The following is a 15722-nucleotide window of genomic DNA, read 5'->3' as shown; positions in this document are numbered from 1 at the left end:
CAAGTGCTATCGATAGCGATGAAGTACCTGTTTACAATGCCGACAATCCTAAGAATTACCAGTTCTCTGGTAAACGAATTAAGCGAGGATTGTATCGGACAAAAGAGGAACATCTGGTTAACAGTGACTTGAATGGTTCAGTAAATATCGGAAGGAAAAGTAAGCACAATGGCTTTGCCGGAGTGTCTAGGGGGTCATTGACTGCCCCAAGAAAGATTAATCTTCTGAAACTAGAGAGAAAATGTGAAGAAGCGCGGATTTATCCCGTTTCGCAACATCCTCTTAGAATCCCCTCGGCTTTAGCCAGGGGAGGGTCAAATCACCAAATCACCTAATAAATATTGCTAACAGTCCGCCCGCACGGACTGAATTTTCTATAGTCCTAGATTTGAATGTAGGGAAACATTACTCAGATTTGTAATGTTTCAACTCTTCCTCAATATAATAATTTACCAAATCACGGTAAAGATTTTCAACCACATCAGGATTCAAACCCGATTCTTGAGCCCACTCCCGCCGCTGCTGTAACATAGCCTGAAAGCGATCAAACGATCGAACGCTAGCTTCACTCGTTTTGAACCTTGCAGCCGCGATGACGTATTGAAATCTCTTGCTCAAAGCCTCGATCACTTCTCGATCGATGATATCAATTTCCTCCCGAACTTCCTGAATATTAGCGCATTCATCAGGTTTTTTCATCGCCTGCACTCCTTAATAGCTTCTATTCTAATGTTACTAAATTGCTCCCCGAATGTCATCCAAGAAACAGCTAGATAAACACCAACGGCTTATTTTTGAAAGGAGCAAAAGCGGCTGCATCAAAGCGGTACAAACTAGCAGGGCGGCCAGCCCCCCGGGAAACCTTAACACCGGTATCGCACAAAAAACCCAATTTTAACAATCGAGATCTAAAATTAGAATAATCCGAAAAACTTTCCCCCAAAATAGTTGTATAAAGCTGATATAAATCGCTCAAAGTAAAAAGATCCGGCAAAACTTCAAAAGCTACCGGACTGTATTCAAGTTTGTTGCGCAGTCGCCGATATCCGTATTCGAGAATTTGATTGTGATCGAAGGCCAGCTTAGGAACTTGTTGCACGGGATACCAAGCAATGCCGCCGACGCGGTGGCCCACACCCGCCACTACACTCCCAGCAATTAACTCAGCTTCCTCAAAGCGAACCAAAGCAAAATAACTCACCGAAAGATAGCGATCGCCCCTGGTAAATTCCCGAGGATCGCGCCCCGGTTCCCCAAAAGTATACAGTTGCTCCAGATACAAATTTTCCACCCGAATTTTCTCCGACAAAATCCGGTAAGCGGCATTTTCTAGAGACTCTCCGTGTCGAACCAAAGTACCGGGAAGACTCCAAGAATCGATAAACGGTTCGTCTTGCCGCATTACCAACAGCACCAACAAGCGGTTCTGCACGGTATCGACGGAGAAAATCACATTATCTACTCCTACTTTAAAGTCAGCTAATGAGCAACCTTCACCCTTTTTTGTGCCTCGTGCCATGCGTACAAATGCTCCCTATTGATGTAATCTTCGATGGTCGGAGTCAGAGCTTGGGTGTCTCCTGTTTCCCGATAGAAGGTAGAAGAAACATTGGGAGCATTCAAAGATGCGATCGCCACCTCTGCACCTATCCGCCTCAACTGCCACAAATCTAATTCTTCTGACGGATAACCCGGTCGCGGCACTATCAGTAACTCCACTTGTTTTAACAATTCTTCAAATTTGTACCAGCGAGACAGTTGCCCCACCAAGTCGGAACCTATCACCAGTGTCAACCCTGCATCCGGCCACAGCAATCTTGCGTGTTCCACAGTTTCTAGCGTTTTCGGACTGCTGAGTTCTGGATGCAAGCAAAGATTGTGTCTCGGGGAATTAATTTCTTGAATCATTAACAGCAGCATTGCCGATCGGTGTTCTAGAGAAGTTTGGTGCGACTTAAAAGGATTGTCCGAGGCCCAAACTGCTACCCAATCAAAATGTTGGGAAAGCCAACTCAGAATAGTTTTGTGTCCTGCTGTGGGCGGATCGGCACTGGTTCCAAAAAGAGCAATCTTCTGCATAGGGAATCGGTAATGGGAATTGTTGAATGTTGAATGTTGACTGTTGATTGTTGACTGTTGACTGTTGACTGTTGACTGTTGACTAATGACTGTTGATTGATGACTGTTGACTGTTGATTGATGATATCATGTCCGATCGATTGACCATAATATCCCGGCCGGGCGGGTTTTTGAGATTGTCAATTATTGGCAGATATTGGCAGGTTTACCCGCCCCTACCTGATGAAGGGTAATCGAGCGGACATGATATGACTACTGACTAATGACTACTGACTACTGACTACTGACTACTGACTACTGACTACTGACTACTGACTACTGACTACTGACTACTGACTACTGACTACTGACTAATGACTACTGACTACTGACTACTGACTAATGACTCTTTTTGGTTTTTTGGGTGAGACGCTGCAAATCTGTAGAAATTTCCACCGACGGCGAAATCGGGTTGTCAAGTTGACGAGTTTCGGGTCGAAGACTGGCGACAGAAGCAGCAGTTCGTTTGGCGATATCATCCAAACTTTCCTGGTGCTGCACTCGTTTGCCTTCCTTGACAACTAAGTTCATTAATGGTATGTAAGAATCGGAATTTTTAATAGTTTCTCCCGACAATCCCAAACAATCTCCGAGAATTTCCCCATTTTCAATATGTCTAAAAATTTGCTTTCTTCCTGGATATGTTACCTTGCCGCTTGCCTCTTTCATCACCGGAATCCCGTCAATTTCCACCAACTTATAAACACCGTTGACAGGGGAACCGCTGACCAACTTCGTTCCCAAACCGTAACCATCAATGCAAGCCCCGCTATTTTTTAATTTAGCAATTTCTCGATCGTCCAAATCGCCGCTAGCAAAAATTGGAACGCCCGGAAGGATCGATCGAACTTCCCGAGACAGCACCGCCAAATCGCCGGAATCCAGCCGCACGCCTTCCAACTGCATTTCACCACTGTTTATTCGATCGGCCAACATCCGCGCCGCCGCCACAGTATCGTAAGTATCGATCAGCAGGGGCGCCCCCGGAAAATAGCGGTGAAAAGCTGCAAACGCGTGATTTTCGCTGCCTTCGAGGGCGGCAACAGCCATCACCAAAGCATGGGCGATCGTACCGACAGGTTTGCGGCCCAACTTCAAAGCAGCCAAAACATTAGAAGTTCCGTCGAACCCCGCAGCCAGAGCCGCCCTAGCCGCCCACACAGCAGCTTGAGGCCCAAAAGCCCTGCGCGTCCCGAATTCCAGCAACTTAGCCTCCGGGCCCGCCACATCCCGCAGTCTGGCCGCCCGCGTGGCAATCAAAGTTTGATAATTTATTGCATTCAACAAATAAGTTTCCACCAACTGAGCCTGCCACAGAGGAGCCTCAATTCGCAGCAGTGGCTCATTGGCAAACACAGCCGTCCCCTCCGGCACCGCCCAAACATCCCCAGTAAAGCGGGCTGTGGCGAGTAGAGTCCAAAATCGCTCTCCTGCACCAGCAAAAATCCCAGTGGACTGCAAAGCCTGAATTTGCGACTGAGAAAACCGAAATTTCTCCAGATAGTCGAGCACTTGAGCCAAGCCCATCGCGATCGCGTAGCCAAAACCCTCTGGCAGCCTGCGCGCGAACAGCTCAAAACTCGCGGCCCGCCCGTCGATCCCTTCCCCAACGTAACAAGCGGCCATCGTTAGCTGGTAGAGATCGGTTAAAAGGCTGTAATCTGCTGAGGAAACCGTCAGTTCCTGGTCTTCTAAGATTTCCTCAAAACCAGTGACCTGCAGGCTTTCTGTGGTAGTTTTCATAAGAAAAACCCCGGACAAACTTCTTTGTTTTAATTATAGTGACTAACACCATATCTATTTGTAAATTTTTTATAAAGATTGCAGATATTTGTCGGAATAACTCGTTGATTACGCCGTTGAATAGCCGATTTCAGGTGGATTTAGGCATGAAGATTATGGTAAAACCACTAAAAATACCTAATTTAACAATCTTAGGAATTAAGCACAAACACTCAAGCGTTCCAGGTTTTTTAGGAAAATATTTCGTTGCAGCCCTTGAACAGAGTTAAAAAACCAGGTTTCTGAGCGTCGGGAGTGCGATCGCGCTCGCCCTTGAGTTGAGCCAGAAAAAATCTACCAGGAAAAGGTCGATCGCCCAAAAAGGCGTAATTCCTAAAACCTTCAGCTTGCTTCGATGTTGCAGACTAATAAGTAATTCAAATAAATATTGCTAAACTGATCCCCAGGCAAAAAGTCAGAGTATAAAAGAATGAGAACCCAGATAAGAGAGGCAGATTCTGTCAGTAACTCAGCTCTAAAGGGACTGAGCTTGTAAGAGCAATCAAGCAAGCTGTACTGACCCGCCTAAGTCTTCATTGACTACGTTGTTTGGGTCACGACACCGGAGAATGCGACGCTAGTTTTCCGCTCTGTCGCTTGTAGTTAAACAGCCTTAAAGTCACTGAGGCAGTGCTGCAAGCCTAACAAGCCCTTACAACATTGGCAAAGCGAACGTTACCTAGAAATAGTTCGGAGACAACCATATCTCCAGGAGGGGTAACCATACCCCTCTCCCCGCAAAGGGATTCAAGGCGGTTAAAACCGCCGGGTCGTTTTCCTCTCTAGGCTCAAGCCACTGAGTTTCCCACTTACCGAGTGTTTTTTATGAATCTTTCTAAATCTTTGGCAAACGCGATGCGTTACGTTTCGGAAGCAGCGGTGCGGATTTTTAGCCCCAGTGATGACAACTATCCAAATAGTGGAGTTCAACCTTTTGAAGGTACGCTCTCCAAAAGCTCTAGATCGAGAGAATGAGCAGCCATTCAGGCCGTTTCTAGCGAGTTCCGCACAGGCATTCAGTTGAACAGTCAACAGTTAATTGTTAACTGTTGACTGTTGACTGTTGACTGTTGATTGTTAATAGTAATTGATAGGTTGAGTTTCATTTCGTTCTACTCAACCTATCAATTACCAATAACCCAAAATTGATTTAGGAAAAAGGCGATCGCAGCACTGCCGATCGGCACAGTGAGATTGTCAATTCCCAGCTTGGAAACCGACTCCAAAGTAGCAGCAACCAAAGCTACAACAGCCGACACAGCCCAAGTTTGCCAAACTGCGCCTTGAACCGCCAGCAAAATCAAACTGCTAACAGCAAAACTCACCAAATACATAGTTGCAGAACCTTCCCAACTCTTCTGAATTCCCCAAACTCGATAAATATGTTTGCCGTATTTCTGGCCGATGACAGCAGCCAATCCGTCGCCCCAAGTCATCACTAAAATGCCCAAAGCAGCGTATTCCGGACGTTGCAGCGGCCAAAACCAAGCCACGAGAACGCTGATACTAACAGCATAGAAAAAAGTCCCCCAACTCTTCCGGTTGATACTGTTAAGACTGGGCAAAATCGGAACTTGGTAAGAAATTAGGGCGATCGCGCCTGCTAAAACCCCCGCCGAAATCCCCACCCAACCGGGTATTTCCAGCCACCACGCCAGCAAAATCACATTTCCAGTACCGATGTGCACCACCTTCCGCGATACTTCAGCATCGACAGAAGTAAAGCGATTTAACCCTTCAGCTACCAGTAAAATCAAGCCCAGCCAGACTCCCACGAGGGAAATTTGCAGCCACACAGTCGGAACTTCAGAAAATATAGACACGATATTTAGGAAAAACTTAGATCGGGCACTGTTTACTACTTTAGTGGAAAGCGCGATCGATGTTAGAACCCCGCAGTCTTAAAGTGCTGCGGGGAGCTGGCTGTTATGTTTTTTGAGGTTGGTCTACTTAAAACCTGTGCTATGCTATAAGCAAGTCTAGGGAAAAAGCTATGACTATTTTAGTAGAAGAACTTTTGAATACCTTTGAGCGATTAACAGACTCAGAGCGGTTACATTTGGTATTGGAAATTTTGAAACGGACTGTTTATTTAGACTTTCCGCCCCTATCTGATGACGATTTAGTTCTAAATGCTGAGGGACTTTTTATAGAGCTAGATGAGGAAGAATCCGTATATGAATAGTCCCGATCGTGGTGAAATCTGGTTAGTCGATCTAGGTTATATTGCAAAAGTCAGACCATGTTTGGTCGTGAGTATTCCTGCTCTAAATCAAGACCGGGCATTAGCGACTCTAGTGCCACATACAACAAGTCTACGCGGTTCAAGATTTGAGGTAAAAGTCAAAAATAAGTTCCTCCGAGAAGGAGTATTTGACGTACAAAATATGATTACAATTCCTCATGCAAAGCTTCTACGCAAATTGGGAAGTCTGACATCCGAGAAAATGCTCGAAGTAGAAGAGGTAATACTCTTGTGGTTGGGATTTAAAGAGAAAAATGCTGAGGAAGAGGAGGAGTAAACCGAACCATTGAAGTTTTGAAATTATCAGACAAGCTGACTGCTATGCAATATGTATTAATTATTCATGAAGTAGAAAATTATGAAGCTTGGAAACAGGTATTTGATAATGCTGAAAGCATCCGAAAAGAAGCTGGAGAGCGCTCCTATCAGGTCTTGAAGTATGACAATGAACCAAACAAAATCGTTCATTTCTCCGCGTGGACATCAACAACAGATGCAAGAGCGTTCTTTGAGTCGCCTGCACTGGTTAAAATTAGAGAGCAAGCGGGAGTTAAAGCTCCTGAATTTATTTATCTAGACCAATTAGAGTCTGGAGTCTTATGAAAGACGTAATTGTATAATGTAAGTTGTTCAAACTAGGTGGTTAAGTTTTGAGTATGTACGACGGTAGCTACTACCAGCTAATGGCCGAGTACAATTGCTGGATGAATCAAAATATATATTCGGTCTGCTCAGCTATTCCTGATGAACAGCGCAAACAGGATATGGGTGCCTTTTTCAAGTCGATTCATGGCACTTTGAATCACTTACTGTATGGTGACAAAGCATGGATGGGTCGTTTCACTCTTCACCCATTCTCGGGTACCGTTATCGGTCAAGAACTGTATGCTGAATTTGAGGTTTTGAGAGCAGAACGGGAGACAACGGATCGGCAAATTATAGAATGGTCTAGACATCTTAATTCTGACTGGTTGAGTCAACCGTTTGAGTACACAAGCAATGTAGATGCTAAATGCCACGTGCTACCGACTTGGGTTCTGGTCACACATATGTTCAATCATCAAACTCACCATAGAGGGCAAATTACCACACTACTCAAACAACTTGGCTACGACCCAGGCGTTACAGATATTCCGTGGCTACCCGCTATATCATTGGGATAATAATATCAAATCCGTTAGCATCGGAATTATTCATCTCTGTGTTCTCGAACTCTGCGTTCTCTGCGTTCTCTGCGGTTTAATCATTCCAATGCAACCGGAATTGATATAATTTCTGCACGCACCAGGGACACGCCAGAAGACTCGGCGGTTAAAACCTCGTCTACACTTGCCTCTGGTTCCAGCAGAGGGGGACTGAAGAAAATCAAGAATTCAAACCCGTGTTCGTGAGTTTTGTCTGTATAAACGTAATTTTAACCGCCGCCTCTTCAACCCTTGCCTTGCGGGTTTTGTGTGTATAGACCCGGTTTCAACCGCCGCATATTCTGTAGAAATCCTACGCCTTCACAACTCCCGTTTCAACAACTCCCGCACAGCGGCAAAAGCCCTCCCCCGCCACTCGACGGGCAGCAGCGACAAACCCAAACCCGCCCACATTTTCGCCGCAGAAACCGACTTTCCCGCCCGCACCATCAGGCGCCCTTTTGCAGTTTCACCCACCTCAATCAGTCGCAAACCTAGCGCTAATTGAGTTTCTGCGATCCTTTTGAGCCTGACTGTTTCCAACTTCTCGGAATCAAATTCGTAGCCGGTCAAATAGCGCAATTTATCGCTTAAATACGGAATTGCCCGATCGACTCCTTGCTGTCCTGCATGAACTCGATACTCCATCAACTGCTCCGGCAAGTAATAGCATTTTTTGCCCGCAATCGCAAGTCTCACAAACAAATCGTTATCTTCGCAATTTTGCCAATTCTGCCGCAGAAATCCGACTTCTTCCAGGGCGCGGCGCCGAAACAAAGTCGCCCCTATTTGCAAACTCTGTCTCAGAAACACTGCCGAGAGCAAATCTTCAATAATTCCCGGCGATAACTCGGTGCGCCCCCACCGCTGCGAATTCAGTTTCGTCTGGTTTTCGTCAATATAATTGTGAATGTCGATCACCCAGTGATCGGTACTGACAAAATCGATGCTGGGGTCTTTATCTAAAATAGCCGATGTCCGCTCTAAAAATTGTGTGGTCAGGCGATCGTCATCGTCAAACTTGATAAAATATTCGCCCCTTGCCGCCGCAAAGCCCGATCGCATATTATTACTCTTGCCGATATTCTGCGGATGGCGAATGTAGCGAATCCCGCGATCGACAAATTCCGACATCAACAGAGGAGTGCTGTCAGTAGAACCGTCATCGCAGACAATTAATTCAAAATCTGTATAACTTTGAGCTAGCACGCTGGCGATCGCACAAGCCAGCAGATGCACTCGATTGTAAGTAGGAATGCAAACGCTAATTTTCGGCACTAACTTAGACAATTTGAGATTTGAGATTTGAGATTGCGAAAAACTTCTGAAACCATTGATTTTCTTCCTTCTTCCTTCTTCCTTCTTCCTTGATTTTCTTTCTTCTTCCTGAAATCCGTTACATCCGTTACATCCGTTACAAAATCCGTTGCCGAACTTCCTTCTTCCTGACATCCGTTACATCCGCCCTTGCGAATCCGTTGCCGAACTTCCTTCTTCCTGACATCCGCCCTTGCGAATCCGTTGCCGAACTTCCTTTTTCTTTCACTCCACAGTTGATTTTAACTCAAACGAGCAGTACATTCGAGAATTAACTTTTGATTCACCAAAGCAAAAGGTTGAATTTCCAAAGCCCGGCGAAAAGCTTGAATAGCATTTATATATTCTCCCAAGGCAGCGTAGCACAAACCCAGACCGTGCAGCGCCCCAAAATGAACCGGGTTCAGTTTGAGGACGGTTTGGCAGTCGTGGAGCGACTTTTTATAATTTCCTTGGGTATAGTGAAGTACGGCGCGCCGGTTCCAAGCTTCAGCAAAATCCGGCGCTTCGGAGATCAGTTTCGTCAGCAAATCCAAAGCGTGGCGAACATCGCCTGCCTCCAGCGAAACTTGCGATCGCCTGAGAATTTGCATCCCATACTCACCCTTCTGGTTAAACCAAGTGCGCCAGAGTTCTGTAGTTGCCCGATCGCGCACGCTTTCGTCGGGCTTTTTCAAGTCTTCGAGCAGCGCCTTAACAGATAATTCGTCCATAGGTGCGAGGATTGTTAAAAACCTTTTATTAATCAATTTTATCGCGCAAGCGGCAACTTTATTTATCCCACATCCCATGAAGATTTTGATGCTTTCCTCGACTTTTCCCTATCCGCCAAGCCGCGGAGGAACTCAGGTAAGGACGTTTAATTTATTGCAATACTTGAGCCTACGGCATAATGTAATTCTCGGTACAGTGCGATCGCCCGATGTCACCGACGCACAAATCGACGCATTGCGCCAGCAAGTTGCAGAATTGGCAGTTTTTCCCAACCCGCAAGTACCCCCCCAACCCCCCCTTATCAAGGGGGAGCCAACTCTGCACCAGGGGCTTGAGGAGGGCTTCTTGGCGAACCCGCTAGCACCCCCCCAACCCCCCCTTGGCAAGGGGGGGCTAACTCTGCACCAGGGGCTTGAAGAGAGCTTCTTGCCTCCCCCCCTCAATAAGGGGGGGACTGAGGGGGGGTTCTCTGAAATAATAGGAAAATTCCACAGATTCAGTCGATTTTTGTTGTCCGGGACGCCTCCGAACGTACTCTCAAGCTACTCCCAAGCAATGCAGAATTGGGCAGACGAATTGGTAACAGCAGGCAAATGCGATGCTGTCACCTGCGAACACAGCGTTAACGAGATTTACGTGCGTCCAGAATGGCGGCAAAAAGTGCTGACAGTGGCAAACATTCACAGTTCCGTTTGGGGAACTTGCAGGGAAATGTTAGCAACTGGCACCTCGGAAAAACCCCTGCGCGATCGACTGAATTTACCGCTACTCGCCCGCTACGAAAAACGCTACTGTTCCAAATTCTCCCGCATTGTCGCGACAACATCCACAGACAGAGAGCAACTTCTAGAATTGCTGTCGCCTCCGGTTCGGGTGCGAGGAAAACAAGATTTTTTTGTACCTCCCATTGATGTAATTCCTAACGGCGTGGATTTGACCCAATTTCCCTACCGATCGATCGATCCGGGAGGACACACCTTAATTTTTGCAGGCGCAATGAACAATTTGCCCAATATTGACGCCGCGCGGTTTCTCAGTTTGCAAATACTGCCGGCTTTGCAGCAGCGGTATCCTGATGCCACCCTCACCCTAGTCGGGGCCTCGCCAGTCCCCTCCGTGCTCGCCTTGGGGAAACTCCCGGGAATTCAAGTAGTAGGTCGGGTGCAAAGGGTGGCAGAATATTTGCATCAAGCTGCTGTGTGTGTGGTGCCGATGCGGATTGGTTTTGGGATTAAAAATAAAACTTTGGAGGCGATGGCAGCGGGAACCCCCGTCGTTGCGAGCGATCGAGGTTTGGAGGGTTTAGCCGTCGATGGCGGCCCACAACCGAGAAGGGCCTTGCGGGCGAACAAAGTTCACGAGTATGTTGAGGCGATTACCAGTTTGTTTGAAAATCACCAGCTAAGACAGGAGCTCTCTGTCAGCGCCCGATCGCTCGTTGAAAGCCAATATACCTGGGATATCATAGGTCGGCAGTACGATCGGCTATTGCAATTTTAAACTCTAAATTCTAAAATCTAAATTCTAAAATGGGACGATGGAACACAAAATTAACCCCTCAAAAAATCGAGCCTTACCCCCAGAAAATCGAAAAGTTGCTCCTCCTCCGACAAGACGCCGTCGCCAAACCCGACGCCCCAAAAATCTTCAAGAGTCCCAGCTTCTAATACCTACTCCCCCAACTCGCGCCAGATATCCCTGGAAAAGACTGGTAGCTAATTTGACAGCCCTCAGCGTTTTGTGTGGCTGTGCAGCTTTGATGGGAGGCGGCGCTTGGCTGAGTTATCAGCTAATTGTCGATCCCAACGGCAACAAGTTGATCTCTGAGTTTGTGCCGGAATGGTCGCGCCTGCCTACAGGTAGCAGAGATTCGATCCAAACTCTCGATCAAATCAAAGCCAGCGTCCGCAAATTGGGATTCGTAACCGGAGAACCCCTCCCACTTCCCGTCGCTCAATCCGGCGATAATTCTATTTCCGATTTGCTCTTGCCGGTGATGGTAGAAAGAACTGTTAAGGCTTCTAGTGTTTGCAAAAATCCTTGCGGTCAAATTGTCGAACTTCGGGTGTACAAGCAGGTGCAGTTTCCCGATCGCAGTTCCGATAAAGAGCAATATTTTCAGCTAGCAAGTTCTATGAACGTAGAAGGCCCGGCGGAATCTTTTGTCATGGCTTCTTTAGCTGACTCTACATCTAACAATCAAGCCTCGAATCAGTCGCTACCCCTAACAGAACTGCGCCGCTTTGACGGAAAGCCCCCCGCCTCCGGCATTTGGTTGAATGTCAGCGGTCAACTAATCCGGGGCGACAAGAAAATTCCCTACGGACAAGTCGTTCGCTACAACCCCAGCCAAAATCATTTAATCTCGCTGTTGGAGTGGGCGAGTGCGGCCGGACAACCGCCGAATTGGCAGCAAATTGTTAAGGGGGAAAACCCCCAGTTGGCGATCGACCAAACAATTGGTTTAGAGCCGCAATTTACCCTTTATCAAATTAGCCCGCGCAAATTTTTGCCGAACCCAGTTCAGTTAACCGCCATTTCTTTAGAAGAATTTGCCTTCAATGACGAGACTTACAAAAATGGGCTGCGACTGGCAAAAAGCGGGCTGTGGTCTCCAGCATTAAATGTCATGCGTGTGGCGAAGGGGAAAGCCGGCAAAAAGTGGCCCGCAGTCGCGCAAGCTCAGCTAGAAACGATCGAATTTCACGCTAAAATTACTCGGGCTCAGGCGATCGCATCTTGGGCCAGTCCCGGTCAACAAGTTCTCGCAGAATTGATCGACGGCCGCTGGACTCAAGCTTTGCAAGTATTTGAAGCCGATGCGAGCAACAGTAACGAAATTGCCACAACCCTCAAAAATGACGGCGGACGGATCTGGAACCGCGTAGACGCCGCCTTGAGAGTGAATGCCGCTGACGCCGATGTCAAGGCTTGGGGCGCCCTGATTGTAGCCTCTCAAGACGGAACTCGCGAGGCGATGAATTGGCTCGACCAGCAATCAGATACTGACAGCGAAACAAGAAGTCGAATTCGGAATTTGGTCAACAAACTGCAGGAAGCAGTTTCTCAGGCTAAAAGTTTAGAAGACCACAAGAGTCAAATTATGGGATCTGCTACTTTAATTAGCAGTATCAATCCCGCTGAGTGGCTGGAACCCGAACCCAAAAACGAGTTAAAATTGGCCGGAGAACAAGTTTGGTATCAGGTGCAAGTAGCGAGTTTTTATGACGGTAGCCGCTGGGTTAATTCGCCCTTTTGGGATGTAGAAGTGCGCTCTTTTCCTGCTACCCAAGTCAAGTGGCTGTGGGGGCGCCTGGGATTGCAGGCTGACCCCAAGATTAAGATTGAGGTAGCGATGGCTAACGGTCAACAAAGAGTTGCTGTGGGAACGGTGAAAGCAGTGCAGATTCAAGACGGAAGTCTGCGCTTGCTGGCGGCGGTTGACAAGCGATCGTGATCTGGCAAAAAGCATTCGGCCAAGAGTTCAGTCCCGCACGCACTTTTGATATCATGTCCGCTCGATTACCCCCTAATACGGTAGGGGCGGGTTCACGAAAAATATCTGCCAATAATTGACAATCTTAAAAACCCGCCCTTTTAATCGCGGTCACTCGATCGGACATGATATGACACCAAGAAACCGGGTTTTTTTACCGTTTCTGCCGATTGTAACAGAAGTATTTTCGTAAAAAAAACCGGTTTCGGGCCACCCATGCCTCCAAAACTAGGAAGAAGGAAAATGCTTTGTTATCCCCTCCCGCAACTCCGAAAGAGGCGCAATCTCAAAACTCTTCCCCTCCCTCCTATCGAGATCGGACAACAAAGCAGACAAAAATTTTGTTAATTAACTTAACACAACTTGCGCAAAAAAAAACCCAGAGATGTCAAATCGCGCCCTTTTTGGAGAGTGCTGCAATCATCTGCCGTTTCACCGCTTTAGCCCAAAGCTCAAACTCCAAACTGTTGATAGTGTTAATTTTCACTTCCTCAACAGGCTGAAGTGTGGCTTCTTTCTGTGCTGTAGTCTCCATTCTTTTTTCCTCATCCAAAAAATGTTAGTAGTCGATCGCAAACGCTGAGCTTCATACATCTATCTTATGAACTAATTCCTGTGATTAATTACACTAAAGGCAGAGATTTTACCCATAAGATGCAGTAAATACATTGAGATAATGCAATTTACGAATTTCACGTCAGAAAATCCTACAATCCTTGCTCTATATAGGCTTTCCCTGACATTAAAATCTTACAATTTACATTGTCTGGCACTATCAAACCACTACTTATGTTAGAAAACTTACTGTTAAATGAATGTATAGGCCTATACAGCCCAAAATCATTTTATTGAATTCACATAGTGCCGTAAAGCCGATCGCCTGCATCTCCCAGTCCGGGTACAATATAGCCGCGATCGTCCAAACACTCGTCAACTGCCGCCGTATAAATCTGCACGTCAGGGTGTTGTTCGTGAAAGTGCTTAAGTCCCTCCGGCGCCGCCAGCAAGCACAAAAACTTAATAGACTTCGGATTAACTTCTTTAAGCCTATCCACTGCCGCCACTGCTGAATTACCAGTAGCCAGCATCGGATCGACAATTAAAACATCTCGCTGTTCGATATCCTGGGGAACTTTGAAATAATATTCGATCGCCATCCGAGTTGTCGGATCGCGGTACAAACCAATATGTCCTACCCTCGCTGACGGAATCAGTTCTAAAATACTATCTAACAATCCCTGACCGGCGCGCATAATCGAAATAATAACAATTTTCTTGGACGCAGCCAGCACCGGTGCATTCATTTTTGCGATCGGCGTTTCTATTTCTTCGTATTTTAGTGGCAAATCTCGCGTCACTTCATAGGCTAGCAGCATCCCAATCTCTTTGAGCAGTTGGCGAAATTTTGCCGTGCTCGTTTGAGTTTGCCGCATTAGAGTTAACTTGTGCTGTATCAAAGGATGGTCGATGACAGTAACTTTAGCACTCATTTTTTTTAACAATTAATCTGCTTTATTCTAACTTATCAGTTCTGGACGCACTTTTGACGCGAAAAAAAACAGGTTTATAGCCGCCCCTGCGTCCAGGACTACTTATATCAAACCCGTATTTAAAACACGAATACCGCGCGAATAAAATTCGCTTCTACACTTGCCTTTTTTGGGCGCAGCACCACACTAAGTATGCGAGGTTTGAAAATACACAAGTATGTCATTCTCTCGTTTCCTCTCCTTCCCGCGCTCTTCCTGGGATCGCAGATCCGGGCCCAAAAGCCTCCCGGCTGGTCTCCCTCGCTGTCTCGTCCTCCGTCCAAGCCCTTTAAAACAGATCCGGAGTTTCGCACCTAAATCTTCCGGAAGTGTCACGAACAGATACGAATCTTAGAAAGTGTCAGCAGAAAACCTATTTTTTCGATGAATTTATTAATCGAAAAAACCCGATATAGGTAATGCACTTAAGGTCATCAGCTTGGCTTAACAGGCTTTTCATCTTGCAACATGAAAGCGGCCCCATCCAAGTTTAAAGAAGCTTACCTAAATTTAGCTTCAATTCTTTAAGGGGTTTTTAACACACAACTTAACTTATTAAGGAGAACATCCATGAAGTTTATAAAACTATTGCTAGCTACCGCATTAATGACTGCTTCTATCAGCCCCGCCTTTGCTAATCCGGCCGTTCAAATTTTAGGTGCAAGCTACGGCGGTAGCGGTTGCCCAGATCGCTCCGCCAGCGTCAGCGTCAGTCCCGACGGTCAAGAACTCACCATCCTATTTGATAAGTTTGCAGCCCAGGGAAATGTCTCAGCAGAAAGCCGGAAAAGCTGCAATCTGAGCATTCCCATCAAAGTACCCCAAGGCTACCAAATTTCTATCTACGATGCTGATTACCGCGGCTACGTTGCTCCTAAAACCACAGGCAACCTGCGAGCAGAATATTTTTTCGCTGGAGCCCGCGGCCCAGTTTTTAATCGGAATTTGAGCGGCGAAACTAACTATAATGTTCGAGATAGCTTAGCCACTGTAGCTAATGTTTGGTCTAGCTGCGGCGACAGTGTAAATATGCGAGTAAATGCTGCGATGACAGCCCGCGGTGCCGGCATGGCCACCGTTGACTCCTTCGATTTGGCTCATCGCGGTTTAGTTTATCAAGGAAATTGGGTCTAAAACCCTGTCCTTCTAGGACGGCTTTAATTTCTTAAATCCCTTCCTAAAAGTCAGGAAATTTCTAGTAGACCTCTTGCGAAAGTCTCAGGCGATCTCTAATTTAGTCTTTAAAGAAAGTTCATAATTATAAATACCAGCGATCAAATTAAATCTTAATCCGAAGCGCCTTCTTCGATTCCGATATCTTGATGAAAGTATTCTAA

The 15722-nt window shown here is 46.5% G+C and carries 18 protein-coding genes and 2 pseudogenes; 9 read left to right on the top strand and 11 right to left on the bottom strand.

Annotated elements, in window-relative coordinates:
• A pseudogene (locus ACUVJL_RS02835) lies at positions 1-335 on the top strand (hypothetical protein); the annotation flags it as partial.
• Between the two features lie 70 nt (positions 336-405).
• Here ACUVJL_RS02835 and ACUVJL_RS02830 read toward each other — a convergent pair.
• The 5 genes from ACUVJL_RS02830 to ACUVJL_RS02810 form a co-directional block, all read right to left on the bottom strand.
• Complete coding sequence (locus tag ACUVJL_RS02830; protein ID WP_445244457.1) at positions 406-699, bottom strand: isochorismate lyase; 294 nt, start codon at positions 697-699, stop codon at positions 406-408.
• 70 nt (positions 700-769) lie between these two features.
• Positions 770-1519: an NUDIX hydrolase gene (locus tag ACUVJL_RS02825; protein WP_445244456.1), complete on the bottom strand. Its 750-nt coding sequence runs from the start codon at positions 1517-1519 to the stop codon at positions 770-772.
• On the bottom strand, positions 1480-2079 hold the full coding sequence (locus ACUVJL_RS02820) for a nicotinate-nucleotide adenylyltransferase (protein ID WP_445244455.1): 600 nt from the start codon (positions 2077-2079) through the stop codon (positions 1480-1482). The genes ACUVJL_RS02825 and ACUVJL_RS02820 overlap by 40 nt, the downstream gene beginning before the upstream one ends.
• 378 nt (positions 2080-2457) lie before the next feature.
• Positions 2458-3861: a nicotinate phosphoribosyltransferase gene (locus ACUVJL_RS02815; protein WP_445244454.1), complete on the bottom strand. Its 1404-nt coding sequence runs from the start codon at positions 3859-3861 to the stop codon at positions 2458-2460.
• 230 nt (positions 3862-4091) lie between these two features.
• Complete coding sequence (locus ACUVJL_RS02810; RefSeq protein ID WP_445244453.1) at positions 4092-4220, bottom strand: hypothetical protein; 129 nt, start codon at positions 4218-4220, stop codon at positions 4092-4094.
• A 505-nt stretch (positions 4221-4725) separates the two neighbouring features.
• Here ACUVJL_RS02810 and ACUVJL_RS02805 point away from each other — a divergent pair.
• On the top strand, positions 4726-4875 hold the full coding sequence (locus ACUVJL_RS02805) for an isochorismate synthase (RefSeq protein WP_333441576.1): 150 nt from the start codon (positions 4726-4728) through the stop codon (positions 4873-4875).
• 149 nt (positions 4876-5024) lie between these two features.
• Here ACUVJL_RS02805 and ACUVJL_RS02800 read toward each other — a convergent pair whose 3' ends face one another.
• On the bottom strand, positions 5025-5723 hold the full coding sequence (locus ACUVJL_RS02800) for a diacylglycerol/polyprenol kinase family protein (RefSeq protein WP_445244452.1): 699 nt from the start codon (positions 5721-5723) through the stop codon (positions 5025-5027).
• 170 nt (positions 5724-5893) lie between these two features.
• Here ACUVJL_RS02800 and ACUVJL_RS02795 point away from each other — a divergent pair, with 170 nt between their 5' ends.
• Genes ACUVJL_RS02795 through ACUVJL_RS02780 form a run of 4 tightly spaced genes read left to right on the top strand, consistent with a single transcriptional unit; the run spans position 5894 to position 7308 of the window.
• Positions 5894-6085 (top strand): hypothetical protein, encoded by a 192-nt coding sequence (locus ACUVJL_RS02795; RefSeq protein WP_445244451.1) that lies wholly within the window; start codon positions 5894-5896, stop codon positions 6083-6085.
• Entirely contained in the window at positions 6078-6422 is a 345-nt protein-coding gene (locus ACUVJL_RS02790) for a type II toxin-antitoxin system PemK/MazF family toxin (protein WP_445244450.1), read from the top strand. The genes ACUVJL_RS02795 and ACUVJL_RS02790 overlap by 8 nt, the downstream gene beginning before the upstream one ends.
• A 17-nt stretch (positions 6423-6439) precedes the next feature.
• On the top strand, positions 6440-6748 hold the full coding sequence (locus ACUVJL_RS02785; RefSeq protein WP_445244449.1) for a putative quinol monooxygenase: 309 nt from the start codon (positions 6440-6442) through the stop codon (positions 6746-6748).
• 53 nt (positions 6749-6801) lie between these two features.
• Positions 6802-7308, top strand: coding sequence for a DinB family protein (locus ACUVJL_RS02780; RefSeq protein ID WP_445244448.1), 507 nt, complete (start codon positions 6802-6804; stop codon positions 7306-7308).
• 342 nt (positions 7309-7650) lie between these two features.
• On the opposite strand, the gene ACUVJL_RS02775 is transcribed toward ACUVJL_RS02780, so the two are convergent.
• Together ACUVJL_RS02775 and ACUVJL_RS02770 are read right to left on the bottom strand one after the other, a co-directional pair.
• Positions 7651-8607 (bottom strand): glycosyltransferase family 2 protein, encoded by a 957-nt coding sequence (locus ACUVJL_RS02775; protein ID WP_445244458.1) that lies wholly within the window; start codon positions 8605-8607, stop codon positions 7651-7653.
• Positions 8608-8888: 281 nt separating this feature from the next.
• On the bottom strand, positions 8889-9359 hold the full coding sequence (locus tag ACUVJL_RS02770; RefSeq protein WP_445244447.1) for a tetratricopeptide repeat protein: 471 nt from the start codon (positions 9357-9359) through the stop codon (positions 8889-8891).
• Between the two features lie 76 nt (positions 9360-9435).
• Between ACUVJL_RS02770 and ACUVJL_RS02765 the strand changes: the two genes are divergently transcribed.
• Together ACUVJL_RS02765 and ACUVJL_RS02760 are read left to right on the top strand one after the other, a co-directional pair.
• On the top strand, positions 9436-10860 hold the full coding sequence (locus tag ACUVJL_RS02765; protein ID WP_445244446.1) for a glycosyltransferase family 4 protein: 1425 nt from the start codon (positions 9436-9438) through the stop codon (positions 10858-10860).
• A gap of 37 nt (positions 10861-10897) precedes the next feature.
• On the top strand, positions 10898-12817 hold the full coding sequence (locus tag ACUVJL_RS02760; RefSeq protein WP_445244445.1) for a hypothetical protein: 1920 nt from the start codon (positions 10898-10900) through the stop codon (positions 12815-12817).
• A gap of 427 nt (positions 12818-13244) precedes the next feature.
• Here the strand turns inward: ACUVJL_RS02760 and ACUVJL_RS02755 are convergent, their stop codons facing one another.
• A complete protein-coding gene (locus ACUVJL_RS02755; protein ID WP_445244444.1) occupies positions 13245-13391 on the bottom strand; it encodes a hypothetical protein in 147 nt (48 codons plus the stop codon).
• Positions 13392-13710: 319 nt separating this feature from the next.
• Complete coding sequence (gene upp, locus ACUVJL_RS02750; RefSeq protein WP_445244443.1) at positions 13711-14346, bottom strand: uracil phosphoribosyltransferase; 636 nt, start codon at positions 14344-14346, stop codon at positions 13711-13713.
• 609 nt (positions 14347-14955) lie between these two features.
• Between upp and ACUVJL_RS02745 the strand changes: the two genes are divergently transcribed.
• Positions 14956-15519 (top strand): DUF4360 domain-containing protein, encoded by a 564-nt coding sequence (locus ACUVJL_RS02745; protein ID WP_445244442.1) that lies wholly within the window; start codon positions 14956-14958, stop codon positions 15517-15519.
• A gap of 84 nt (positions 15520-15603) precedes the next feature.
• On the opposite strand, the pseudogene ACUVJL_RS02740 reads toward ACUVJL_RS02745, so the two are convergent.
• Positions 15604-15722 (bottom strand): annotated as a pseudogene (locus ACUVJL_RS02740) (IS5/IS1182 family transposase); the annotation flags it as partial.

Source organism: Microcoleus sp. OTE_8_concoct_300 (genome assembly GCF_031383065.1).
In the GTDB taxonomy this organism is placed as follows: domain Bacteria; phylum Cyanobacteriota; class Cyanobacteriia; order Cyanobacteriales; family Microcoleaceae; genus Microcoleus.
Note: the sequence above shows the minus strand (reverse complement) of the source record. Positions and strands in the feature narration are given on the sequence as shown.

Coding starts and splice junctions, on each gene's coding strand:
- ACUVJL_RS02755 (WP_445244444.1), bottom strand. CDS start 13,391: ATGGAGACTACAGCACAGAAAGAAGCCACACTTCAGCCTGTTGAGGAA.
- ACUVJL_RS02815 (WP_445244454.1), bottom strand. CDS start 3,861: ATGAAAACTACCACAGAAAGCCTGCAGGTCACTGGTTTTGAGGAAATC.
- ACUVJL_RS02825 (WP_445244456.1), bottom strand. CDS start 1,519: ATGGCACGAGGCACAAAAAAGGGTGAAGGTTGCTCATTAGCTGACTTT.
- ACUVJL_RS02790 (WP_445244450.1), top strand. CDS start 6,078: ATGAATAGTCCCGATCGTGGTGAAATCTGGTTAGTCGATCTAGGTTAT.
- ACUVJL_RS02745 (WP_445244442.1), top strand. CDS start 14,956: ATGAAGTTTATAAAACTATTGCTAGCTACCGCATTAATGACTGCTTCT.
- ACUVJL_RS02770 (WP_445244447.1), bottom strand. CDS start 9,359: ATGGACGAATTATCTGTTAAGGCGCTGCTCGAAGACTTGAAAAAGCCC.
- ACUVJL_RS02780 (WP_445244448.1), top strand. CDS start 6,802: ATGTACGACGGTAGCTACTACCAGCTAATGGCCGAGTACAATTGCTGG.
- ACUVJL_RS02765 (WP_445244446.1), top strand. CDS start 9,436: ATGAAGATTTTGATGCTTTCCTCGACTTTTCCCTATCCGCCAAGCCGC.
- upp (WP_445244443.1), bottom strand. CDS start 14,346: ATGAGTGCTAAAGTTACTGTCATCGACCATCCTTTGATACAGCACAAG.
- ACUVJL_RS02760 (WP_445244445.1), top strand. CDS start 10,898: ATGGAACACAAAATTAACCCCTCAAAAAATCGAGCCTTACCCCCAGAA.
- ACUVJL_RS02820 (WP_445244455.1), bottom strand. CDS start 2,079: ATGCAGAAGATTGCTCTTTTTGGAACCAGTGCCGATCCGCCCACAGCA.
- ACUVJL_RS02830 (WP_445244457.1), bottom strand. CDS start 699: ATGAAAAAACCTGATGAATGCGCTAATATTCAGGAAGTTCGGGAGGAA.
- ACUVJL_RS02795 (WP_445244451.1), top strand. CDS start 5,894: ATGACTATTTTAGTAGAAGAACTTTTGAATACCTTTGAGCGATTAACA.
- ACUVJL_RS02805 (WP_333441576.1), top strand. CDS start 4,726: ATGAATCTTTCTAAATCTTTGGCAAACGCGATGCGTTACGTTTCGGAA.